The 24,636-nt window shown below is 56.0% G+C and carries 23 protein-coding genes, 1 tRNA gene and 1 pseudogene; all 25 read right to left on the reverse strand.

All coding sequences use genetic code 11. The features are described from left to right. Positions 1–670: 670 nt before the first annotated feature. The gene (locus EXR70_09660) at positions 671–1,777 is read right to left on the reverse strand and encodes an ABC transporter ATP-binding protein (protein MSP38743.1); all 1,107 of its coding nucleotides are present in this window, start codon (positions 1,775–1,777) and stop codon (positions 671–673) included. A 30-nt stretch (positions 1,778–1,807) separates the two neighbouring features. Then, complete coding sequence (locus EXR70_09665) at positions 1,808–3,544, reverse strand: iron ABC transporter permease (protein MSP38744.1); 1,737 nt, start codon at positions 3,542–3,544, stop codon at positions 1,808–1,810. 69 nt (positions 3,545–3,613) lie between these two features. Beyond that, on the reverse strand, positions 3,614–4,783 hold the full coding sequence (locus tag EXR70_09670; protein MSP38745.1) for a Gfo/Idh/MocA family oxidoreductase: 1,170 nt from the start codon (positions 4,781–4,783) through the stop codon (positions 3,614–3,616). Positions 4,784–4,906: 123 nt separating this feature from the next. Further along, complete coding sequence (locus EXR70_09675) at positions 4,907–5,923, reverse strand: aromatic ring-hydroxylating dioxygenase subunit alpha (GenBank protein MSP38746.1); 1,017 nt, start codon at positions 5,921–5,923, stop codon at positions 4,907–4,909. Then, entirely contained in the window at positions 5,924–6,145 is a 222-nt protein-coding gene (locus EXR70_09680) for a hypothetical protein (GenBank protein MSP38747.1), read from the reverse strand. A 116-nt stretch (positions 6,146–6,261) separates the two neighbouring features. Then, positions 6,262–7,236, reverse strand: coding sequence for an extracellular solute-binding protein (locus EXR70_09685; GenBank protein ID MSP38748.1), 975 nt, complete (start codon positions 7,234–7,236; stop codon positions 6,262–6,264). Further along, entirely contained in the window at positions 7,237–7,437 is a 201-nt protein-coding gene (locus EXR70_09690) for a hypothetical protein (GenBank protein ID MSP38749.1), read from the reverse strand. Between the two features lie 22 nt (positions 7,438–7,459). Then, entirely contained in the window at positions 7,460–8,473 is a 1,014-nt protein-coding gene (locus tag EXR70_09695; GenBank protein MSP38750.1) for a hypothetical protein, read from the reverse strand. A gap of 39 nt (positions 8,474–8,512) precedes the next feature. Next, positions 8,513–9,607: a cupin domain-containing protein gene (locus EXR70_09700; protein MSP38751.1), complete on the reverse strand. Its 1,095-nt coding sequence runs from the start codon at positions 9,605–9,607 to the stop codon at positions 8,513–8,515. A gap of 183 nt (positions 9,608–9,790) precedes the next feature. Beyond that, positions 9,791–10,894 carry a cupin domain-containing protein gene (locus tag EXR70_09705; protein MSP38752.1) on the reverse strand — a complete coding sequence of 368 codons (1,104 nt, stop codon included), beginning with the start codon at positions 10,892–10,894 and terminating at the stop codon, positions 9,791–9,793. Positions 10,895–10,973: 79 nt separating this feature from the next. Continuing rightward, the gene (locus EXR70_09710) at positions 10,974–12,140 is read right to left on the reverse strand and encodes a hypothetical protein (protein ID MSP38753.1); all 1,167 of its coding nucleotides are present in this window, start codon (positions 12,138–12,140) and stop codon (positions 10,974–10,976) included. 134 nt (positions 12,141–12,274) lie between these two features. Next, positions 12,275–13,405 carry an extracellular solute-binding protein gene (locus EXR70_09715; protein ID MSP38754.1) on the reverse strand — a complete coding sequence of 377 codons (1,131 nt, stop codon included), beginning with the start codon at positions 13,403–13,405 and terminating at the stop codon, positions 12,275–12,277. Between the two features lie 10 nt (positions 13,406–13,415). Beyond that, on the reverse strand, positions 13,416–14,357 hold the full coding sequence (locus EXR70_09720; GenBank protein ID MSP38755.1) for a hypothetical protein: 942 nt from the start codon (positions 14,355–14,357) through the stop codon (positions 13,416–13,418). A 158-nt stretch (positions 14,358–14,515) separates the two neighbouring features. Then, the gene (locus tag EXR70_09725) at positions 14,516–15,082 is read right to left on the reverse strand and encodes a thiamine pyrophosphate-binding protein (protein MSP38756.1); all 567 of its coding nucleotides are present in this window, start codon (positions 15,080–15,082) and stop codon (positions 14,516–14,518) included. 2 nt (positions 15,083–15,084) lie between these two features. Then, a complete protein-coding gene (locus EXR70_09730; protein ID MSP38757.1) occupies positions 15,085–15,594 on the reverse strand; it encodes a decarboxylase in 510 nt (169 codons plus the stop codon). Positions 15,595–15,646: 52 nt separating this feature from the next. Further along, the gene (locus tag EXR70_09735) at positions 15,647–17,161 is read right to left on the reverse strand and encodes a GMC family oxidoreductase (GenBank protein MSP38758.1); all 1,515 of its coding nucleotides are present in this window, start codon (positions 17,159–17,161) and stop codon (positions 15,647–15,649) included. Between the two features lie 203 nt (positions 17,162–17,364). Continuing rightward, positions 17,365–17,817, reverse strand: a complete 453-nt coding sequence (locus EXR70_09740) for a hypothetical protein (protein MSP38759.1) — start codon at positions 17,815–17,817, stop codon at positions 17,365–17,367. A 96-nt stretch (positions 17,818–17,913) separates the two neighbouring features. Further along, positions 17,914–19,314 (reverse strand): SEC-C domain-containing protein, encoded by a 1,401-nt coding sequence (locus EXR70_09745; protein MSP38760.1) that lies wholly within the window; start codon positions 19,312–19,314, stop codon positions 17,914–17,916. A 23-nt stretch (positions 19,315–19,337) separates the two neighbouring features. Further along, entirely contained in the window at positions 19,338–19,736 is a 399-nt protein-coding gene (locus tag EXR70_09750; GenBank protein MSP38761.1) for a redoxin domain-containing protein, read from the reverse strand. A gap of 299 nt (positions 19,737–20,035) precedes the next feature. Beyond that, a pseudogene (locus EXR70_09755) lies at positions 20,036–20,543 on the reverse strand (transposase). Between the two features lie 47 nt (positions 20,544–20,590). Further along, entirely contained in the window at positions 20,591–21,139 is a 549-nt protein-coding gene (locus tag EXR70_09760; GenBank protein ID MSP38762.1) for an OsmC family peroxiredoxin, read from the reverse strand. Between the two features lie 3 nt (positions 21,140–21,142). Further along, positions 21,143–23,368 carry a xanthine dehydrogenase family protein molybdopterin-binding subunit gene (locus EXR70_09765; GenBank protein ID MSP38763.1) on the reverse strand — a complete coding sequence of 742 codons (2,226 nt, stop codon included), beginning with the start codon at positions 23,366–23,368 and terminating at the stop codon, positions 21,143–21,145. Positions 23,369–23,469: 101 nt separating this feature from the next. Next, a tRNA-Asn gene (locus tag EXR70_09770) sits at positions 23,470–23,545 on the reverse strand. Between the two features lie 194 nt (positions 23,546–23,739). Continuing rightward, positions 23,740–23,985, reverse strand: coding sequence for a GIY-YIG nuclease family protein (locus tag EXR70_09775; protein ID MSP38764.1), 246 nt, complete (start codon positions 23,983–23,985; stop codon positions 23,740–23,742). 161 nt (positions 23,986–24,146) lie between these two features. After that, entirely contained in the window at positions 24,147–24,632 is a 486-nt protein-coding gene (locus tag EXR70_09780; protein ID MSP38765.1) for a hypothetical protein, read from the reverse strand. Positions 24,633–24,636: the final 4 nt, after the last annotated feature.

Genomic DNA, 24,636 nt, shown 5'->3' on the forward strand with positions numbered 1-24,636 from the left:
ACGCACACACTTGGCCTATATCGAACCAACTCCAACAAGGTGGGGTTCCGCTATGGCCAGGTTTCTAACTTACGACCTCAACCCAACGCACTACCCTGACATAATCGCGTTGCTGTTAACATGACATATTGACGTTGCCACGACAGGGAGAGGAGGCAGCTCAGTTTAACATCGAGCTGCTTAAGAATCCCGAAGCAGTTCTTGGCATTCGTCACTTACTCTTGATGATCTCTTTCAAAAGTTTATTGACCGGCTCCTGATTGCTGCGATCGGCGCTGTCCATGTTGATGTATTTAACTCCGGGGACGCGCCGCTCCGCCATCAAGCGCGGTCCGGTCTCCGCCGCCGTCGTGCTGGCGACGGTCATTTGAATTTCTGGAAATTTCTTTTCGAATACTTTGACCGCGGCTTCGATATTCTCGCGGTGATAAAGAAAGACGCCGACCTTGCCTTCTTCTTAGCCGGTCGACCGTTCGCGCCCACTCCGCTTCCGTCCCTGGAGCTGAAGCAGCGTGGACAATCGAAGAGACAAAAATATTGCTAGAAACTAGCAGCGCGACAAAAAGCGGACAGCACCGCAACGCCAGTTTAGAAAGTGGTAGATCGCAAAATCGCATTCAAAATCTGAGATCTGAAATTTGAAATCTGCAATGCGCCGCCGTGGCGGCGATTACTCGGCGGGCCACAGCGTCATGCCATTAGGCATCAATTCTAAAAATACTTTGCCGCCGGGCTTCAATTGGCGCGCCTCGGGCGAGACGATAACCCGGGTTTCAGCGCCGAGAGTAACGGTGTATTCGTAGCGGTCGCCGAGAAATTGGCTCGACCGCAAAGTTCCCTCGACGACATTCACTTCCCCGTCGCCGACGCTTTCGGACAGCACCATCTTTTCCGGCCGAATGGCGACCATTACGGGCTGGCCGACAACTGGCACTTCTTTGGCGATCACTTTGGCGCGTTCGATGGTCAACGCGCTGGCGCCGACACCGTGCACTTCGACGCGCACCTGCTGTTCGGATACACCCGTCACTTTACCGGCCAAGAGAAATGTCTTACCCAAAAAGTCGCGCACGAACGGCGTCGCCGGTTGGTAATAAACCTGCTCCGGCGTGCCTACCTGCTCGAGCACGCCGAATTTCATGATCGCGATGCGATCGGACAAGCTCAACGCTTCGACTTGATCGTGGGTGACGAAGATTACAGTGACGTTGACCCGCTGGCGCAGCGCTTTTAATTCCCGGCGCATCTCTTCGCGCAATTGCGCGTCGAGATTACTCAGCGGTTCGTCGAGCAGCAAAACCTTCGGCGAAAAAACCAGCGCCCGCGCTAAAGCGACGCGCTGCTGCTGGCCGCCGCTCAAAGCCGGCGCCTGGCGCTCTTCCAAACCGCCGAGGCCGACTAGTCCCAACACGTCAGCGACTTTCTTCTGCGCTTCGGAACCGCGGATGCCGCGCAGTTTGAGCGGATAGGCGACGTTTTCGAACACCGTCATATGCGGCCACAGCGCATAGGACTGAAACACCATGCCCATGTTGCGCTTTTCCGGCTTGATGAAAAGATTTTTTTCCGCCGACACCAGACATTGATCGCCGAGATAAATCGCCCCGCTGTCGGGCCTTTCCAAGCCGCCGACCATGCGCAGCGTCGTGGTCTTGCCGCAACCGCTGGAGCCGAGCAGCGTGAAAAACTCGCCCTCTTGGATTTCTAGATTGATCCTGTCGACCGCGGGGGCGCCGCCAAAAGTTTTGTAAAGATTCTCGATACGGAGAAAACTCATGGGTGATTTCCTATGGAAGAACTAGGTTGCTCAGTGGGTGCGAATGCCGACTTTCAAGCCAAACGAGCGCGCCACGATCGCCAGGCCGAGAGTCAGCAGAGTAATTAAGATGATCGTGATGCTCGCCACCTCGCGATAACCGGCGGCGATCTGATCGAGAGCGAGTAAGGATAAAGTGCGAGTTTCCGAAGTCGCTAGCAAAATAATCGCGCCGTTGTGCTGCGCCGCGAACATGAACTTGATCACCGCGACCATCACCATAGTTTGGGCCATCAGCGGGAACACCACTTTAAGATAAGTCCCCCAAAATCCCGCGCCCGACATGCGCGAAGCTTCTTCGAGTTCCTTGCTCAGCTGGACGAAATTGGCTTTGAGAATTTGCGTCGCCAAGGTGATGCCGCCGAGCACCTGGGCGACTACCAGCAAGACGATGGTGCCATAGAACGGCCGGAAAAACGGCGTGCCAAGAAACATCCATAACAAACCGAGACCCGACAACACGCCGGGAATCGCCGACGGCAGCCAGCAGATCGAATCGAGCAGGCCGCGGCCGGGCAGTTTGGTGCGCACCAAGACGTAACCGACGAGAGAAAAAAACACAGCGCCGATCACGCCGGCGCTGACCGCGACGATCAGCGTGTTGTGCAGCCCCTGCAAAATGCGCGGATCGCTGAGCGCCATTTTCCAATATTCCATGGTCCAGGTTTTCGGCAGATTGAAAAAACCGAAGCGGGTCATGAAGCTGCCGCCGACCACGCTAAACAGTGGCACGACATCTAAGATAAAAATTATCAAGGCGACGAACGCCGTGGCTGGAACACGCCAGGCACCGAGTTCGACGATCTTCGGCTTGAACTGACCGGTGACGGTGGTGAATTGGCGCCGGTTGATGAGCTTTCGTTGCAGCGGAATGAACGCCGCGAGAAACAGCAAGATAATGCTGCCCAGCGCCGCCGCTTGATTGACCAGTGGCGGCTCCTGGCGCGCCAGATCGACGATCTTGGTCGAGTAAACGTAAAAACTCCAAGGCACGCCGAGCAACAACTCGATTTCCAAACTGCTGAAAATCCGGATCACGCTGAGAAGAAACACCACGATGATCACCGGCGTCATCGCCGGCACGGTGATACGCATCAAGGTCGTCAACGCGCTGGCGCCGGACATCCGGCTCGCCTCTTCCATGGACGCATCCATGCGCCGAAATGACGGTGTCATGAGCATGACTTTGGTCGACAGCCCATGGCTGACCAGATGCACCCAGATGATGCCCCAGAAAGAATAGATGTCGAAGTTAAGCCCGCTCAAAAACGGCATCTGGCGCAGCCAAGCATTGATCAAGCCCGTGCTCGGATCGAGAATCAGCATCCAGCCGAAAGTACAGGCGAGACCGGGCATGAAGAAGGAAATCCAAAAACCGAATTCAAAAAAGTTCGCGCCATAAATATTGGTGCGCGCGAGCAGCCAGGAAACCAAAATGCCGGTCGGCAAGGCGCACGCCTGCACCGCGATGCCGATCTTCACGCTGTTCCACAAAGCGCGCCAAATCCCAGGCTCGGCGAACGCCTTACGCCAAGCACCTAAGCCGTAAACTTCCGGCTCGGCGATGGTCGCGGTGTTGAAACTATTGATCAGGATTAGAATCAGCGGATAGAGAACGTAAAAGCCCATGAAGCCGATCAACGCGGCCATCATCGCCGTGCCGCCGTCCATCGCCGGCAGCCAAGAACGACTGACGGACGGCGAACTGATCGCTTCGGTTTTAGCCATATCGAAAACTCTCACACGAGCCAGCGCGTTTCTAGCGCGTAGGAGTGGAAAGTTCAAGGGTTTAGTAGCTCAAAAGGGGCTCGGCACTTGATGAAAAACCTTTTCCTCCCGGCCATTTTGACTGGAGTGAAGTATCGCCAGGCAAACTTCCAGAGTGGCCTTGCCCCACTTGCCGTCATGCAGCACCGGCCGGTCGTCCGTCACCGAGCGGCAAAAATCTTCGAGCTCGACCTTGAGCGCACCGGCCCAAGGCGGACAGGCCACTTCGCTGCGGCCATGCTCATCGTAAACGAACAAGCCAGCGGAGGACTGGCGCAAGGCGCCGCGCTCGCAGCTCACCAGCGTCAAACCGAAAAAAGGTTGGCGCGGCTTCTTGTCGACATCGCCGTCGCCGCGCTCGATGTCGAAGGCGACGCCGGAACGGCTGGTGTCTTTATTTAATTTTCCTTCAGCCCGCGCTTGGCGCAGGCGATGGCCGGGGCCGAGCTGGTCTTTGCCGCCGACCACGTCGCCTTCGATCAATTCTCGATCGTCGAAATAACCGTAGCCGTCGTAAATCAACGTCGCGCTGACGCCGTTGTCGAATTCGAGCAACGCCGAATAATTTCCTTCGGTGTCGTTTTCCGCCGACCAACGGCCGGCATGGGCGCGCACGCTGCGCACCATGCCGCCGCCGAGCAAACGCGCGATGTCGACTTGGTGCGGCGCCTGGCGGTAACAAACACCGCCGCCCAGTTCAGTGACGATCTCGCCGGGCTCGCGCGGCCGCAAGAGCCACGGTGAATAGCGCAACGTGTGCACCTGGGTGACGCGGCCGAGCCGGCCGCTGCTGATCACTTCACGCATGGCGCGAATCGGCGGATTGAAGCTGCGCGTGTGGGCGACCATCAATTTAACTTTATTATCCCGCGCCGCGGTGATCATCCGGTCGCAATCTTCCAGCGTCAACGCCATCGGCTTCTCGACCATGACATGCTTGCCGGCTTGCAACGCCGTGATCGCATGTTCGGCGTGAAATGGATTGGGCGTGGCGACATAGACCGCATCCAACTCTTTCATTGCGCACAGCGCCTCGACGCTGTCGAAGGTTTGAATGCCAAACTCGCTGGCATACAGCGCCCGCGCCTCAGCGCGCAGATCGGCGCCAGCGACGAAACTGAAGCCGGTGGTCTTGCCAACCGCGAGAGGCAATGAGCGACCGCCGGTGCCAAGACCGACAAGGCCGATTTTAATCATCATGATGATTCCTAAGTTCTCTGCACGAATCCCTCGCTACGCGCTGCGCGCTACTCGGAACCATCGGATTTACCGGGCCGATTTCCCTAGTAGCGCAAAGCGCGTAGCGAGGGAAGAATTGTACGGCTATTTCTCTTCGCTATTCAAAATCGGACTATACTTCGTCGCGCCACCCTGGCGGCTCGGCTTGCCGCCTCGGAACTTGTTCTTATCAAGCTTGGCATCCTCTAGACGCAGTTTGATCGAAACATTTTTCGCCGGATCGCGAAACACGTTCATCGGGTCTTGGCCGGCTTGGACTTTTTCAATCTGTTCTTGCAACTGCTTTCGATAAAGAATGATCCCCTTGTCCGACAGCCCGAGAGCTTCTTTGGTCCGGTCCGCCACGCCGCCTTGGGTCATCCAAGCGATCATGTCTTCGCCGCTGTTGTTATCGAGCAAGGACCAATCCGGCTCGCCGCTGGCATCGATGCTCGGCACCGGCACTTGATAGAACGGAATGACCTCCTGCGGCTTGGCATCGTCGCGCGCGTAGCAGGTGTACCACAGATGCAATGTGTGCGTGTCGTCCAGCGGCACACGGATCTGAAAAGTCGGCCGCTGCGTACTACCGCTCAAGAGAATATTCGGGAACAGCACTGGATGACCCACCTGCCAATCTTCGCTGTCTTCGGTTTGCCCTTCGAGCATGCGGTTTTTGATCAGCCCATGTTCGAATTCGCGAAAATTAATTTTCTTGTGGCTCACCGGCTTGCCTTTGAACTCCGTCCGCCCCAACCGTTCTTGAACATAGTTAAAAAAATGTTGGTGCAGCCACTCGACGTGAACCGGGTCAAGCGAGTTCTCCATGATCTGCAACCAATTGCAGGGAATCACCGCCGCGCCGATATCGCGCAGCACGCCGTCGCGCACGAACAACTCCCAGCGCGGAATCAGCGGCGCCGGTTCGGGACCGAGATAGGCGAAGAGCAAACCGCCCAATTCCTGCACCGGATAAGCCGGCATGCGAATGCGATCTTTGAACGTGCTGTTGGGATCTTCGGCGGTTTCGTAAGGTTGTTCCAAACATTTCTCGTCTTTGCCGTAGAGCCAACCATGATAGGAACAACGCAAGCCGTCGTTGTCGGGAATGCCTAACATCATCTACATGCGCCGATGCGCGCACTGCGGCCCGATCAACCCCGGCCGCCCTTGCTTGTCGCGGTAGAGCACCAAATCCTCACCCAACAAACGCACCGCCTTCGTCGGCTTGTCGATCAGTTCAGCAGACGCCGCGATCGGCAGCCAATAACGCCGCCACAATTCCCCCATCGGCGTGCCGCGACCCACTTGGGTGAGTAGTTCATTCTCTTGTTGGGTCAGCATAATAGTCTCCAGGATTTTTCACCACGAAGGACACGAAGAGCACGAAGTTCAGAATAATATTTTTCCGAACCCTTCGTGTCCTTCGTGTTCTTCGTGGTGAGATAGAATTTTCTTATTCACTTCTTCGCCACTTCGCCCTGCGCCTCGGCGATCACTTTCATAATCGGTTTCATATCGAAGTAGTCCGGATTCCACTGCGGCACATACTTTACCCCGGGGTTGAGCCGATTGCGCGCTGGAATATCGTCCTTCCCTATGTCCATCCTGAGCGAACCCTCGGCGCCGGCGTCGAGATATTTCGCCGCCGATTTTTGAAAATCGCTCTGCCCCTCGCGCGATAGAAACCAGTTGAGAAAAACCTTCGCCGCGTTGGCATGAGGCGCTTGATTCATCAGTACCAAAGTCTTGGCGCGGCTTTCAACGCCGACGCCCTCCTTGAATTGCGCCGGCTCCATCAAGTCCACCGGCAGCCCTTGGCTCTTCGCTTCGCTGATCGACTGGTGCCGGCAAAGACAGAGCGAATATTTACCCGCGGCCAACCAATCCTCACCCTGCGGGATACGCGCATACAGCGTCAGCGCCGTTTCGCTAAACAGCCGGCGTAAAAACTGCGGTCCCAATTCGGGATTGTGATAAAAAAACCGGTCGCGGGTCGCGGCAAAGCCGCCGGACTTGGGATCGAAGGCGACGATCTTGCCCTTCCACTTGGGATCGAGCAAATCCCAATAAGATTTGAAGCCGGCGGGATTAACCGACTTGGTGTTGTAGCCAAGCAAGAACAGCGGCGCGCCGACGTAGACAAAGATATATTTGCCCTCGGGGTCGATGAACTGTTGCTTGCCCTGCCACCACTTAGACTCGTCCTTAACCTCCGGCAGGATAAAGGCCGAAGCGATCGGATCGAGGACTTTGCTTTGATAGAGCGTGTACGGCGAAGTGTTGCCGAGGTTGCCGATGTCGGCGAGAAACTTCCCTGCGCGCCGCTCCGCCATGATGCGCTGCAAGTGCTGCGCCGCGCTGGCGTGCAGCAAGTTCACTTTGATTTTGGGATATTTTTTCTGAAACGCCTGCCACTCGGAGTCGCTGGCGATCTAGTAGACGTTGACCTGGCCTTCCTGCTCGGCGGCTTTGATCGTCCGCTCCCACTCGCTATCCGGTGCGGCAGCCGTTTCCGCACCATAGGCGTGGGATCCCAAAAGCACCGCCGCCAATAGAATCGCTAACGATGCAATCGCATCGCGGATCCCCCCCTTTGAAAAAAGGGGGGAAGGGGGAATTTTCTGGCGGATCATCGTCGATCCGCCTCCGCAAGACTCAAAGATCCAAGGTCGCCGGCGCGAACAACTCTTCGATCTTGGCCTTCTGCGGGGTCAGTCCCTGCTCGTATGAGTAGTCGATAATCGTCTCCATCATCGGCCGGTTCGCTTTGACGCCGTAGGGATACGGATCGTCGCCGAGAATCTCGCGCGTCTTGGCTGCGTATTCTCTGCCGAAGAACAGTCCCGACGGCAGGCTCTGGACGAATCGGTCACGCCAGCGTTCTTTGGCCGCGGCAAAACCTTTGTAAAGATTGAACGCCAGCCAAGGATACTTGCGCGCGACATCGCCGCGGATCGCGTAGGCATGGTTGGCCGGGGCAAAGCCATGCTGATTGACGAATCGGCTGACCTCGGCGATACGGTCGGGAAACAGAGGTTTGACCTTGCTCCAATCGCCGTCCTGGGCGCGGATATGGGTCGAGCGGTCGATGATGTTCGACTCGCGCGAGAACGCCCTGGTCACCGAGGCGACGTCGAGTTCATGGTTGACCAACATCGAGGCGATGCTCTTGTCCGCGGGAATCTTGTTAAACGAGATGCCTTTCGGCGGCGTGAATCCGGTCGCGCCGCCGTGACTCAACTCATCGGTGCGCTCCATCCACCAATCGACCTTGTATTGCGACACGCCGAAATCATGGTCTAACGTGCCGCGCACCCACAGCGATGCGGTCTGCTGGTATTCGCCGACGCCGATGCGATGGCCGGTCACGTCACCGGGCTGTTTGATCCCGGAATCGACGTGATAGGAAAGCTCGGCGTGAAAAAATCGCCGCGAGGGAAAGACTGGAATCGCGATAAAATCCATACCCCGGGAGCGCGCGATCAGATAGGACGACAGCGACATCTCGGAAATTTCAAATTCCTGAAACTTGAGCTGGCGCCAAAAAGTTTCCGACGGATCGGAGTAGGTCGGCACCAGCTCGACGCCCTCGGGCTGAATGCTGCCGTCCATCAACGGCTGGACGCGCTCGTTGAATGCCGAAACGAAACTCAGTTGCAGTCGTGGCATGGAAACCTCCGATTCAATTTAATATACGAAGCCGCGCAATTATTTCTGCGTGCAGCCGGGATGATACGGCATGTTGCAGCGCGCGCCGGCGGCGTTGATCGACGCTTCGAACTGTTTGTGAATCAGCGGATCTTCATCTTCGAACTCGATCTGCCCGCCGCCATTTTTAATACTCGTATAAGTCCCGCCCTCGCCGTCCTGCATGCGCATGAAGCGAAACTTCCAACTGCCCCAGCGTAGCGCCAAGTAACGCGCTGGCGCCGCGCCGGAATTGAAATGTTGGTGAAACCATTGATCCGGCGGTACCACCGCGCTGCCGGGCTTCCAGTTAACCCGCTGCATGTCTTGCCCTTCGGGCCAGAGCACCGAATAGCCTTGGCCGGAGAGGATGATGACATGCGCGCCCGGACCATGCTTGTGGCCTTTCTTGTAAGTGCCGACTGGAAATTCGGAGATATGCGCACACATGGTTTGGCCGGCGAGATTGAACTTCATGTTGGTGCTGCCCTTGCCGCGCTCGCTGTAGTCCGCCAGCCCGACGGTGTGAGTGTCCGGCACGAAGTTGGTGGTCATGAAGAAGCGCCCGGTGACTTCGCCGTTGCCGCTGAAATAATTATCGTCGGATGGATCGAAGCGATCGATGAACGGATAGTCGTTGTTGAAAATAAAATCGACGTTGTGAAACAGGTTCATCATGAAGCAGGAATTTGTCACCGCGAAATAACGCGCCGACTCGCCGCCGCTGGCGTTGAAATGCTGATAGTAAGCGTTGATCGGCACGGCGAACAAACTACCCGGCCCCCACTCGAATGTGTGTTTCTTGCCGTCCTTCTGCCACACCGTGGTCGCGCCGTAGCCTTGGGTGACGTAAACCATCTCTTCGTAGAGATGCTTTTGTACCTTGGTCTTACACTTGGGCGGAATCTCGCAGACATAGCCGTCATTCACCCCGCCGGTGCCGTCGAGCACGACGAACGAACAGGGCACGCCCTTCAGATCCCAAGGCTCCACCGGAAGTTTGTTCAAATCCTCGACGAAGAATCCGGTGACCAACGGAATTTTTTGCTTGGCCTGCCAATCTTTGTAGGTATCGATGCGTTCGTATTTGATCGCCAAGGGCGTTGCTTCCGCCATAAAAGAATCCCCCCGTAAAGCCAAAAAACAATTCGCTAAGCCATCTCGTATCGCGAGCCGCGCTAACCGTCAACCGATAGGAGCGCGGACATTCCTGTCCGCGTCAAAAAAAAAGGCCGGCTCAAAAGCCGGCCCTCCTTTTTAATACCGTGAAAGTTAACTGCCGCGGCAATCGCAGCGCGCTTACTTCTGCGTGCAGCCCGGATGATACGGCATGTTGCACTTGGCGCCGGCGATTTTCATCGCTTGCTCGAAGTCCTTGTGCACCTGCGAGTCTTCATCCTCGAACTCGATTTGGTTGCCGCCCAATTTAAGGCTCGTGTAAGTGCCGCCTTCGCCATCCGTTGAGCGCAAGAAGCGGTAGCGCCAGTTGTTCCAACGTAAGGCGAGATAGCGCGCCGGGTTGGCGCCGGAATTGAAATGCTGATGGAACCATTGATCCGGCGGCACGACCACGCTGCCCGGCCCCCACTCGACCCGTTCGGTGGGCTCGCCATCTTTCCACAACACCGAATAGCCCTGGCCGGAAAGAATGATCACATGGGCGCCGGGACCATGGCGATGACCTTTCTTATAAGTTCCCACGGGAAATTCGGAAATATGCGCGCCCATGGTGTTGCGCGCCAGGTCGAACTTCATGTTGGTGCTACCCTTGCCGCGCTCGCTGTAATCGGTGAGCTTGATGTTGTGGGTATCGGGAACGAAATTCGTGGTCATGAAAAACCGCCCGGTGATGGTCCCTTCGCCGTTGAAGTAACCTTCGGTGTGGGGATCGAAGCGGTCGGTGAAAATATAGTCGCTATTGAAAATGTAATCGCTGTTGTGAAACAGGTTCATCATGAAGCAGCTGTTGGTCACCGCGAAGTAGCGCGCGGTATCGCTGCCGCTGGCGTTGAAGTGCTGGTAGTCGGCGTTGATCGGGATCGCGAACATGCTGCCCGGTCCCCACTCAAAGGTGTGCTTTTTCTTGCCGTCGCGCTGCCACACCGTGGTCGCGCCGTAGCCTTTGGAAACGTAGACCATCTCCTCGTACATATGTTTCTGCGGTTTGGTCTTGCCGCCGGCGGGAATCTCGCAGACATAGCCGTCGTTGGTGCCGCCGGTGCCGTCGAGAACGACAAACGAACAAGGCACGCCTTTCAAATCCCAAGGCTCCACCGGAATTTTGTTGACGTCTTTAACGAAGAAACCGCGAATGCAGGGGATTTTCTGTTCCGCCTGCCAAACTTTATAAGTATCGAGCCGCTCAGGTTTGAGATCGACGGGTTGGGTTGTCATTTCGACCATTAAAACTTCCTCCTATAAAATTCCGTGATACGTCCGATTGGTGACTGATTCCGTCCGATTGCTGTAACGAAGAGGCTGCCTACGCCACCTTTTTTTCCTTCGGCAGAATCCCGATGCGCTCGTTGACCACGTCGAACTCGATCAAACGATTCTTCTGGGCATCGCGCACCACGCCCAGGGGCTCGCCGCCTTTGCGCACGACTTCGATCTGCTCGCGGAGAATTTTTCTAAGCAGAATGATGCCCTCGTCGCCGACTCCCAAATGCTCCTGAGTGCGATCCGTCGGCGCGCCTTGAGTCTCCCACGCCATGGCGTCCTGGACCAACACTTCATCGAGCCGGTAGTTGCCATCATCGTCGCGAATGCGAAAGAACTCCCAGGGCGTGTCACCGTCCGCCGGCGAACGATCCCTATCATTGGGCGAAAAGTAGACAACGAACACTTGCGTATGGGCGTCGTCCACCGGCACGCGGACCTGCAAATTGTGGCGCACGCGACCTTCGAACAAACGCTCCTTGAACACATGGCGCAAGGTGCTCGGGAATAAAAGCGGATGCTGATCGACGACGGGAGCATCGCCGGGTTTTCTGCCCGGCGTCACGCGCCGCTTCATGATGCCGTATTCGAACGGCGTAAAAGTGTGATCCTCTTCATAATGGTCCACGCTCGGCGCCAAGTGCGCCGTGTCGCCGTGAAGCCAATAGAGATGCGACGGGTCGACGGAGTTCTCCGTCGGCTGGAGCCAGTTGCAGTTATAGATCTCGTGCTTCTCGATCCAGCGGTAGCCATTTTCCCAGGACAGCACGTCCCAGCGCGGCAGAAGCGGCGCGGGCAGCGGCCCCATGTAAGTCCAAATCAATCCGCCCAAGCGCTCGGCCGGATAAGCCGTGTGTTTGATCTTGTCTTTGTAGCCGCCGTCGGTGGGCTCCGCCGGCTGCTCCAGACATTTCCCGGTGCAGTCGAACTTCCAACCATGATAGGGGCAACGAATCCCTTCGGCATCGACGCGGCCAAACGCCAACGACGCCTTGCGATGCGGGCATTGTTCGGCGACCACGCCGTAGCGGCCGCTCTGATCGCGATAAACGACCAGATCTTCGCCCATCAGCCTAAACGCTTTGATCGGTTTCTCTTCGGTCAATTCGCCCGCCGCCACCGCCGGCATCCAATAGCGCCGCAAGAACTCGCCACCCGGCGTGCCGCGGCTGACTTGGGTTAGGGTCTCGTTTTCTTCTTTGGTGAGCATAACGTACTCCTGACACCGAAACGTCGAAAGCGAAATGAAATTTCCGTTTCTCTCCCAATTTTACTTCCTCTCCCTCGACGGAAGAGGGAACAACTCATACACTCCGTGCACAATTCATCGCGGCTCGAATGATGCTACTTGCCCTTATCCACCGAAGTCATGATGTCTTTCGCAAGATCGAAAATCGGTTTCATATCACCATACTCAGGTTTTACAACGTCAAAATACTTCACGCCGGGCTGCAATCGATTGTCCGGCGCAATGTCGTCCTTGGGAATATCGATGCGCCGCGAATTCGCCGGATCGTCGACGTCGCCGAGCTTTTGCAAGGCGAGCTGACCCTTCTTCGATAAAAACCAGTTGAGAAAAACTTTTGCCGCGTTGGGATGAGGCGCTTGATTCAAGTAACTCACCGAGCCGCCGCCGGCCGAGAAGCTCGAACCCTCTTTCCAACGGTTGGTGTCGAAATCTTCCACCGGCAGCCCCTGATTCTTCGCCCGCGCGGAGTCTTTGCAGCCCATGCAAATGGCGAATTTACCCTGTCCCAGCCAATCGGTCATCTGGCGAAAATTCTTCGCGTAGGTGATTTCCATGCCGCCGAAAAAAGTTTTCATAAATTGTGGCCCAAGTTCCGGACTGTAATACCAAAACTGCATGGTCGCACCCAATCCCGTGTCGCGCGGATCCAGCGAGACGATTTTGCCTTTCCATTTCGGATTGAGAACATCCTGATAGGATTTGAACTCCTGGGGATTGACCATTTTAGTATTATAAGCCAACTGCGCATTGCTCGCAGCACCGATAAACGCAAAGATATGTTTGCCTTCCGGGTCGGCGTAGCGATGCTCGTTGTTGAACCACTTAGACAAGTCGGTCACTTCGGGCAGCACCAACAGCGGTTTGAGCGGATCGAGCGCTTTGCCTTTGTAAAGCGTGTTGTACAGACTGTTGGTGCCGCCGCTGTAAACGTCGGCGATGAATTTCCCCGCGCGCCGCTCCGACATGATACGGTTGGTCAAGTCATTACCGCGCCCAGTCACCGAAACCACGTTGATGCCGGGAAAGTCACGCTTGAAATCGCGCAGCAAACCCTCGTAGCGGTAAATGTAGACCGTGACCTGCCCCTCATTTTTCGCCGCCGCCAGCGTCTGCTCCCAGTCCTTTTTCCAATCCGCCTGAGCACCGAAGACTTCAGCCGCCAATGCCAACAAGAAAAAGATCCCGGCAGCACCGATCGTTTTTTGCCTCATTCTATTCGATCCCATATTCAGCTCCTCAGCTATAGAGCCGGTCAATGAATCCAGAATGATCGAGCGTTCGCAGGTAATGCAAATCCCAGAGCGCCAGCGGCGATTGTTCTTCGGCTTCAGGATTTTTCAAGCAGCAAAGTTTGTAGGCGTTGGCCACGGCCTCATACTCAGGATAGGGTTTCGGCGCTAGCTTGGCGACGCTGCGGTACTGAACGTTTTTACATTCCGGCTCGCGCTTGCGCAGGCCGTCGAGAATCGCTTCGGTCTCGCCGCGCTTGGTGCGCGCGAAGTGAATACCCATGATTTGCGCCTTGACCAGCCGCTCCGCCAAACCTTCTTTGTTTTGCAGGGTCGTCAACGTCGAGGTCAGCGTCGGCCCGTTAATCATCGGCAAGCGATCCAGCCGCAGCACCTGCATGCCGGCCTGTTCGAACTTGTCGGTATTGCCGGTGACAAAGATCGCATCGACCTGCTTATTTTTCAGTACATCGAGCTGCATCGACTTGAACGCATTGTTGGACTCCGACAGTTCGATCCACTCGACATCGGTCAACTTCAAGCCGCCGCGCATGACGTAGAGCATATGATTGCCGCGCGGATGATGATAACCGCCGATGGAATCGATCAGCGTGGTATCGCCAATGCGTTTGCCGCGCAGCTCGGCGATAGATTGGATTGGAAAATTTGTCACCAAGCGATCGTTGGTATCGTTGGACGGCGAAGTCAGGCAGACGATCGGCTTGCCGCGCTTGACGAGCAAATACGGCGAAATATGATTGCCCGAAACAAAGTCGACATCGCCGCCGAACAAAGCCTTCTCTGCCGCCTCCGAACTGTCGCAAAATTCGAAGCTGACTTTGAGCCCGGCCTGCTGCCAGATCCCCGACTTCTCCATCACTTCCCAGATCGGCAGATGCGAATAAGCGCGGAAAAAGCCGCGGATCTCCATCGGTTTGTCTTGCGCCATATGAATCTCCTTCGATTAGATTTTTCCCGTAGGGACGGACCAAAGTGTCCGCCCGCCTCTGAATTCCGCTATTGCGGGTATGACGGAACGACTCGTTTCATCGCCCGAAGCCCTAACCTTCGCGCATACGAGAAACAATCTGCGAAATAAAACTCTGCTCAGCTGCGCGCCAGATTCTGACGGAACTTCTCGCGATACTCGGTACTGTAAAGGCGGGCGAAATTTTCCGGATAGGTTTCGCCCAGCTCGACCTTGAGCGAGACGAACACCGGACCTTCTGCGTTGAGAATTTCCGGTAGCTGCTTTTGCCAATCCACCAGCTCAGAAATCTCAAAAGTTTTTTTGTAGCCCGAGGTCTTGGCCAACTCGGCGAAGCGAACTTTACCGGCGCTCGGCAGCGGCACCGAGCCATTGGTTTCGTAGCAGCCGTTTTCGCATAGGCAATGAATATAATTTTTTGGCGCCTGACTGCCGATGGTCACCAGCGAGCCGAGATTCATCAGCAAACTGCCGTCGCCGTCGAAGACGATGACTTTCTTGTCCGGCCGGCCCAAGGCCAACCCTAACGCGTGCGACGAGCCCTGGCCCATGGCTCCAACAAAAGTGTAGTTCAAATCGCTCGGCGAAATATGCGTCAGCTCCTGCGCCGCCATATAGACCGCGACGACGATTTCATCTTTGCGCTGACGCGCAAACGCTTTTAGCATCTCATCTCGTTTCATCATGGCTAGCGCGGCTCCCTTCCGATTAAAATCGCGCTCGGTGACGAGCTAGCAAACGATTTTTCAATTGCCGAAAAAATTTTCGGCGCGTCGCCGTCCCGTTCGACCAAGCAATGCTCGATGCCCATGACATCGCAGATCGGCTCGATAATCTTGACACCGTATTTTTTTGACTGCGCGGGCGCCACATCGGGCTCTTTGCCGAGCAGACCGACGACGATGCAGACAGGGAACTTACCTTCGACAGCGATGCCGCGGATCGAATTGATGGAATCGAGAAAGCCGGTGTACTGCATCATCAACACCGACTTGTGGCCGGCGGCGTAGAGTCCGGCGCAGATCGACACGCCTTCGTCTTCTTTGCACACCTGAACGACTTTGTAGTCGGGATCGGCGATCAAGCCTTTGAGCAAATGATGGCTAGTCACCCGATCCGGCAGCGCGACGACAAAACGAATGCCGGCGCGTTTATATTCATTCTTGATCGCCGCAGCGGTCAAAGGATAGTCGGCCATGGGTCCTCCCTCTTCTATTCGGTCGGGCGCAGCATGCTGCGCCCCTACGAAATCACGCCACTTCCTGGACAAAATCCGCCAATCGCTCGCCGATCATGATCGAAGTTAAATTGGTATTGGCGCGGCTAACCACCGGCATGATCGACGCGTCGCCGACCCAAAGATTTTGCAAGCCGTGCACGCGGAGTCTTTGATCGACCACCGCCATCGGATCGCTCGCCGGTCCCATCTTACAAGTGCCGACGCCATGGTGATAGCTATCGTAAGTCTTGCGCGCGAAGGCGCCCCAATCATCGCCCGGCCCCGGCTGGATCAACGGCCCGTAGTAATCTTTCACTCCCGGCTGATGCACCAACTCATCGATGAACTGCATCGCCTCGACCATCGCTTTCAGATCTTCCGGATGTTCGAGCATGCAGGAGTCGATGCCGACCTGATCGTGCGGATCGGCGCTTTGCAGGAAAACCTTGCCGCGGTTGCGCTGTTCGAGCAAATGGGCGGAAATCGGCATCATGCGCTTGAGCCCGCTCACTTCCGTCGGCGGCCGCATGTTGATGTGAAAGTTCGCCGCTTCGCTGATCGGGTTCTTGCGAACGATCAAACGGAAACGCGGCACCACCCAATCCTCTTTCGACTCCTTTGGCCCTTCGAATGTCATGAAGACGACAGGATGGTCTTGATAGTTTTCGCCGACGCCCTTGAGTTCATGCGCCAGCGCGATGTTATATTTTTTCAACTGCTCGGCCTGGCCGATACCGGTGAGCATGAGAATCTGCGGCGTGCCGTAGACCCCCGAGGTGACCAGAATCTGCCCGCCGAGAACAGTGTGCATGGCGCCGTCTTTTTCGTAATTGACGCCTTCGCACTTTTTGCCGTTGAGTTTTAGTGTATGCACCGTCGCTTGATCGATGATCGTCAGATTCTTTCGCTCACGCGCGGCGTTTAAGTAAGCCACCACGGTGGATTGCCGTTTGCCGTCTTTAATATTGTAAGGCGACGCGCACACGCCGTAGGGCTCCGGCACATTGAGATCGGGGCACTTCGGCAGGCCCATGGCATAAGCCGCATCGATGAAGGCGCGGGCCGGCGGCGACATCGGCATATCGAGCGTATACTGACGTTTAACGTAGAGCGGACCGTCTTTGCCATGAATCGGATCGTCAGGAAAATCCTGGTCCGACTCGATCTTCTTCATGAACGGCAGACATTTTTCATAGGTCCAATCGGGATTGCCTGCCGCCACCCATTGATCTAAATCGTAACGCTGCGGCCTGAGCACCGACATGACGTTGACCGAAGAACCGCCGCCCATGATGCGGCCGGCGAGCGCATAGTAAGTGCTGCCGTCGATATGGCGCTGGGTGCCGAACATCGAGACGTAATCGGACTCCAACAGCAAGCGCGTCTGATTCTTCGACTCGGCAATCAACTCCGGCAACGGCCAGGGATCGGGACCGGCTTCGAGCAACAACACTTTGCGCGCCGGATCTTCCGACAACCGATTGGCCGCCACGCAGCCCGCCGATCCGCCGCCAACAATTATCACGTCGTACTTTCCTTCGGCCATTACGTTCTCCTCAATATGCTATGTCGTTAGTTTATCCGGGATAGATTTCTCGCTGCGCTCGAAATGACAGTTGATTGGGTTTGTCATCCCGAGCAAAGCGAGGGATCTCACCCTTCGCTCAGCCTATAAAACATTTCCGCTAGTTTGAACAGGCCGAAACAGGCGAACCCTATTGCCTGTTGCCTACTGCCTGTTGCCTTCCGCTACGCCTGCGCGCCAAGCCCCTGATGCAGCCGCTTGGTGAATTCTTGGAGAATCAAAGTCGCCGTCGCGCGCAAAACCATGTCGCCAAGAATCCCCAGGCGCCCTTTGATCTGCACATCCGCTTTGTAATCCATCTGCGAAGTCGAATCGGTCACCCGGCGCAAATCGACCGTCATATCGGCGTTCACCGTACTCTTGGTCACGGTATCGGTGCCTTCGGTCTTCACCACCATTTGCACCGGCGGCTTGCTCTCGACGATCGTCGAACGAAAGTTAAACTTCCCCGAGATCGGCCCCACCGACGCCGAGATCACCCCGTCGAAACGCGTCGAATCAATCTGCGTCACCGAGTCGATGCCCGGCAAGCAGGTCGAAAATTTATTGATATCGATCAAAAACTCCCAGGCCTTTTCGATTGGGGCATTCAAATCGATGGTACCATCAAGAATCATTGTGCGGCTTCTCCCATTAGAAATTCAGGCGCGATCTTATGTGACAAAAAATCGCGTGACAAGTCCTGGACAAACTATTACGGTTCAAGCCCGTGCTTATTCCCGAGTTAATCCGAGTTCCGCCCACATCCAAGTGAAATCATAGGCGACCTCTCCTGAACGGCGCTGGCGTTCTGAGTAGCTTTCGAAATCTTTTAGCAATGCGATCAACTTGGGGCGTACGGTTTTCAACTTGGCGGCATGACGGGGCGTACGGTTGCCAAGGGCCGGCACCGGCTCGTCGAGCCACTTGCCATAGTGATCTTGGTAGAACTCACCGAGGAGCCGCTGTTGTTCTGCAGACGGAATCTCTGGCTCTTTTGTTCTGTTCCGTGGCGGCGCGTGTTTGAGCGCTTGCTCGATGTCTTCGTAACTGATGGCGCGGAAACGCACGGCGGCGCCGCACAGGACCGACAACTCATCGCGGGCCTTTTCGGCGCGCGAGCGCGACATGGTTTCGAATACGACGCGCTTATCCTCAATGACAATGACGCCAAGGCTGCGCTGCCCAGCGCCAGCCGGCTCCAGCCAGACGTAGCTACCGTCATCCTGAGCGACAAAATCTTCGCGCACCGCCAACGCACCCAACAATGCATCGCGGTCGAGCAGATCGAACACCACCTTGGCGAAGATCATCGGCTCGCCGTCGCTGGTCATAATCTTAGGCCGCGGCGGCAACGCGACTCGCTCCAACCACCACTGATGCAACGACGGCGTCACCCAGCGAAAGAAGTCAGAAAGGCTTTTCTCGCCATATCGGCGGGTGAATTCCCGATGGTCGCGCCGCAAGTCACTTAGAAGCTCATCCTTGATCGACGCTGGAAATAGATGGGTCAAAGTTTCGAACACCACGGCACCGTCACCTGACAAGCCGATCCGTCCGACAACCAAATCCCACGCTACCACTTGCCGGGTGGCAGATCGCTCGCGCACATACAGGCGCCGATCATCCCACAAGTCGCGCAGTTCGAATCCCTGGTCAATCTTTACTTCGAGAACTTCGTACAACCGGGAATGGCTGCCGAGCATGCCTTCGAGATAATTAAGCTCGCCGCTGGAAAATCTCTTGGCCTCGCGTTCGAGAAATAGATCGAGCAACGTCAGACCATCGCTAAGTTCGAAATCGTAAGCAAACCAACTGTTGTACGCGATATTCACCGATTCCGATTTCATCACCGCATCGAGTTGCTCGTCCGGCTCATCCAGTATCCATTCGCCCCAAAACAGTTCGAGAGCTTCCTTGTGCTCTTCATTGAACTCAGCGCGAGCGGCGAAGCGCACCAGCTTCGCCAGGGCGCTATCGCGCTCCTCACGGCGATAGGATGGCGCCACTGTAAGGCTCTTGTTGAAACAGCATTTCTTGAACTTGAGGCCACTGCCGCAAGGACAAGGATCGTTTCGGCCAACCGCACTCACTGTAAATCCTCCTATTGCAGCTGAGAGCTTGGAGCTGCGAATTTAGAATCGCCAGGCTCTAACCGCTATTTTCCCGGATAATCCGCCGCCGGTGCTTTGCCGACCGCCACCGCGCACGCCGCCTTGGCCAACGCCACCGGGCTTGGCCGATCGGCCGCGCTGTCGCTCACGTAGGCCCATTTCACCTTGCCGGAGGGATCGACGACGTAGGTCACCGGCGCGGCTATGGTACCGGCCCAATGACCTTGGTTCTCCGTGCCGCAGGCGCGGATCAAAGTCGCGTCGGGATCCGAGAGCAGACGCAGCGGATAAGGATCGAGTGGAATATGCGGCCGGTCTTCTTGGCAGTCGCGCGTCACTCGTTCGAGAAGTTTCTTACCTTCCTCCGGCGGTTCGACACTGATGCCGAGGATCTGCACATTTCCAGCTAAATATTTTTCCCATTCGTAAACAAAGGCCGTCACCTGGGCCCGGCACCAGGGTCACCAGCGGCCGCGGTAGAAAAAGATCACCGTCGCCGGCGCACTTTTAAAAACCGCGGGAAAGTCGACGGTACCGCCGTCGATGTCTTTGATCGATGCGGATGGGAATGGATCGCCGACCGATAATTTTGCCATGAGACTTTTCCTTTTGTTGCGATCTATTGAGGTTTATTCCCTGTGAACGAAGAGGGCAAGGCACGCCTTGCCCCTACGAAGATTGCGTCGATTTCGGCCTTCAGTGAATGTTTGTGAGTCGCATTTGGATTGTTAGTATCCTCATGCCAGCGACCCGGATTCGCCACGATATATTCGCGCACTCGATCCATCTCTGAGTCATTGCGAATGACACGTTCGAAGTAATTTCGTTGCCAGAGTTGCGCTCCAGATATGCCGCGTAATTCGTTGATGCGTCTCGTGCTGGCCGACTTAAACGCCCCAACCACCATTCCCAACGAAGCTCTGACAGGCCGGCCGAAGCCCGCCGACGTAGGGGCAAGGCGTGCCTTGCCCTCTTCGCCTCCATTCAAGCAGACAATTCCATGGACGTGATTCGGCATGACAACGAAGGCGTCGAGACTCACATAGGATCGCAAGGCTGCGCTTTTCATCCATATCCTCATCAACGATTTTTCCAAAACCATTCGGTTCCATCGTTCCATCCACGACATCTCCGAAAAGACATTGACGATTGAGTGTACAAACCGTTACGAAATAAGCTCCGGTCTCTCGATAGTCAAATTCTCGGAGCCTGATTGAGCGGCGATGGATTTGTTCATTCGTTGGCGCCATTGCCATGCGAGCAAGGGCAAGGCACGCCTTGCCCCTACAGGGGACGACTAATCGTTGACCGTGTACTCGCGCTCGTTCAGCGTGAACCTGCCGGTCACCGGCATGCGCTTACGCATGGAATTGACCGTGTGGCAGCCCTGGTCCGCCGCTTGGGCGACTTGGATGACCTGTTCGAGCGGCGATTCGCTGATGATTTTGAAGACGTAGTTGATGCCTTGGGCGGCATCGGAAAAATCTTTGATCGGAAACTTGCCGGTCAGGTCGTAGGTCATGCGCAGATCCATTTCAAGGTCGCGTAAGACCACGCCGGTCTTAACCGCCAGACGTTTGAACTGGCTGAACATGCAGAAGCCGATAGAGGCGATGAAATATTGCAGCGGCGAAGGCCGCTTGCCATGTTGCCGCTTGAACTTTTCGTCGTCGCAATAGACCGTGTAGTCTTCGCGTTGCTCTAGCTTGACCAGCTCTTCGTTGAGCCGAATGATGGCGCGCTGCTGTAAGAGATAGCCGTCCGCATCGTCGGACGGCCGCTGCCGTTCTTCCTCATAAACGACGCGAAACTTTCCGAGATCGATGGTTCCCGGAAATGCCGCCATGGGTCACTTGGCGCCGTGCAGCGCTTGGTAAATCTTTTCCGCCGTGATCGGCAGGCTGGTGATACGCACGCCGCAAGCGTCTTCCACCGCATTGGCAATCGCCGCGGCGGTGGGAACATTCGAGGTCTCGCCGATCGGCATGCTGTTGTACGGCCCCGCGCCCTTGAGACTTTCGGTCACCGAGCTTTTGAACACCGGCAAGTCTTTGATGGTCGGGATTTTGTATTCGCCAAAATTCGCCGTCACTACTTTGCCGTCGCTGATAATCACCTGCTCCATCAATGTGTAGCCAATGCCGGTCAGCGCGCCGCCTTCGATCTGGCCTTGATGCATGAGCGGGTTCAAAACCGTGCCGCCGTTGTGCGTGGAAGTGAATTTTTTGAGCTGCACTTGGCCGGTGGCCGGATCGACTTCCACTTCGGCGATCTGCACGCACATGGAAGCTTCATGAACTTTTTTATTGTTGTCGTAGGTCGCTTCGACGCGGATCGGGCCGCCGGTGGCCTTGACCAACTCGGCGTAGGAAAGCTTGCGTTCCATGCGCGGATGCAGCACCGCGCCTTTAGCCAAGACGATTTGATCGGCGGGAACGTTGAATTGACTCGCCGCCGCCTGCTTGATCGCTTCGACGGCTTTCAACGCCGCTTCGTAGCCGGCGTTGCCGTAGACACGGGTCGCGCGGCTACCGCCGACGCCGGTGTCTTTGACGCCTTCTTGAGTGTTGAGTTGCTGCATGCGCACTTGGTTCAGCGGAATTTTTAGTTCTTCGGCGACGATCTCGCTGATGACTGTATAAGTTCCCGCGCCTTGATCGGCCATCGCCGAGGAAATCGTCACGATGCCTTTGTCGTCGAGCGCCAGCGCCACCGTGCCGATGCCGCCGTTGGCCATCCATTGCACGAACGCCACGCCGCGGCCGACGTTTTTTGCTTTCGGCCGATTGTATCCGGAATCTTCCAGCGCTTTCGCCAGGGTTTCATCCGACTTGATGAAGCCCACTTCTTCGCCGATGGGATCGACATCGCCGTCATGCATGAGATTTTTCTGGCGGAACTTGAGCGGGTCCATGCCAAGCTTCTTGGCGATGATATCCAACTGGCTCTCGTTGGCGAAAAAGCCCTGAGGGTCGCCCGGCGAGCGCATATGGCCGCAGGGAATCTTGTTAGTGTAAACCATATGCTCTTCGATCAAACAGTGGGGAATCTTGTAGGGCCCGGCCGAGCCGTGCGGGCCGGCGAGAAACGCGTTGGGCTTGAAGGCGCCATAGGCGCCGCTATCGAAGATGAAATCCATATGATGGGCGACGATGGTGCCGTCTTTTTTGAGACCGGTTTTAACTTTGATGATCGACGCGTGGCGCGGATTGCCGGCGATCAGCTCTTCATCGTAATCCATCACCAGCTTCACCGGCTTGCCGGCTTTCTTCGACAGCAAGTAAACCACCGCGACATCCATGAAGTCGCCCTTGCCGCCAAAATCGCCGCCGATGTAGCAAGGATTGACGACCAATTTTTCGTGGGCAATGTTTAAGGCATTGCCGACCTGCTCGCGAATCGCGTAGGGCACTTTGCTGCAACACCAAATCTCCGCCGAACCGTCCGGCGCGGTTTTGACCACCGCGGAATGGGGTTCGATGTAGCCGTGATGCACCACCGGCGTGGTGAAAGTATTTTCAACGACGATGTCCGCTTGGCGGAATCCGATTTCGATATCGCCCTTCTTCCAGGTGTAATAAACAAACTCGTTAGTCGGACCCGAGAGCGGTTTGGGCAGGCCTTTATAGTTGGCGACATTGGGATGGACCCACTTCGCGCCGGCGCCGAGCGCTTCGACGGGATCGAGCAGCGCGAGATTTTCTTCGTACTCGACTTCGATCAAATTCAAAGCCTCTTCGGCGATGTCTTCGCTGTCCGCCGCCAGAGCGAGAACTTTTTCACCGATGAAACGCACTTCGCCGTCAGCGAGGATCGGCATGTCGTAAAGTCGGCGGCCGATTTTCAATCCCTCACAGTCCACGCCGGTGACGATGGCGCGCACGCCTTTGAGTTTTTCCGCTTTGCTAGCGTCGATCCGCTTGATCTTTCCCGAGGCGATCGGACTGCGCAGCAGTTTTCCCCAGAGCATGCCCGGCAGCGTCACGTCCACCGCGTACTTCGCTTGGCCGCTGACTTTGAGTTCGCCTTCGATTCGCGGTGTCGGATTACCGACGATTTGTTTGTTCGATGCCATGCTTGACCTCCTGATGCGGGTAAAACTAATAATAAAAAAAATATATGTACTCCGCTTCGCTAAACGACCTCGGTGAGATCGCGCGAAGCGGAGTTGAAAGCTGGCTCCCCGGGAGGGACTCGAACCCCCGACCCGGTGATTAACAGTCACCTGCTCTACCAACTGAGCTACCGGGGAACATCAATGCCGCAAAACTTACTATTTCCTTTAACAGCCGCAGCCAGAGGCTGATCCGCCCACCGCAGAAACTGTTATACCGACTGAGTTTCGGCAGAACCGGGGAAATAATTCCGGAATCCTTATCCTAAGCCAACTTAATCGAGCTATTCCCGCCTCGATGCAATGCCAGTTTGCAATCGGTGATGGTCACTTCACGAATGCAGCAACTCATCTAACCAATGGCGGCCTCTACCCGACTTCAAGAAAAGCTCTCGTTGGCGGGCGGTCTTAGAGTCACCAAACTCTTCGTGATGAATCAACACAAACGGTCTGTTTTGCCGTGTCCACCGCGTAGCGCCACCATTATGTTCCTTTAGCTTATCCGTTGGCGCCTTACTGGTATACCCAATATACCTTTTGTTGTTTTTAAGACTTCGCAGAACGTACACATAGAACATCTTCCATAGTTCTCTAAACAAAACGCGCCACAAATGGTCTTGCTCCGTTAACGCTCTACCGGCTGACTGAGCTTCGGCTGAAAGCCGATCAGCCTACGGCTGAACCGGGGAAGCAAAAGAACAGGCACTTTTTTTAGCATACGATGGAATGGAATTCTACATCATCCGGCGGCAATTTTTTGTAGTGCGTCCAACATCTTGTGTTGGTGCGTCGCCGACCAATAGACGCGCTGGCACCGGGGACACCAAGAGAAGCGCTCTTGGCTGGCGTAAACGTAAGGCGGCACGAGATTTTCCACGCTTGTCTTTGAGCGCGCTTGCAGCGGGGAATTGCAAACCAGGCAGCGGGAAAATAGCCGCTCGCCCCATTGCAAGCCGCAGTCGCGTATCAACTGGCGCATCTGCTCATCGTAACGGTTGCTTTCAAGAAAAATAAACGGCGGCGGCTGTTTCTGTTTAAGGCCGCGGTCGCGGGTGAGAATCGTTCGGCTCTCGGCCCGCGCCGCGCGAATCAATCCGTAACCGGTCAAGTGCGGACCGTAAATCACATCGCAGCCGGCGGCGCGCAGCCATTTGACCAGCCGGCCGAGCATGCGGTCGGCGGCAAATTTTTGCTCGGCGGTTTCAGTGATTTCCATATTTGACATTGCT

Source organism: Deltaproteobacteria bacterium, from assembly GCA_009692615.1.
GTDB lineage: Bacteria > Desulfobacterota > Binatia > UBA9968 > UBA9968 > DP-20.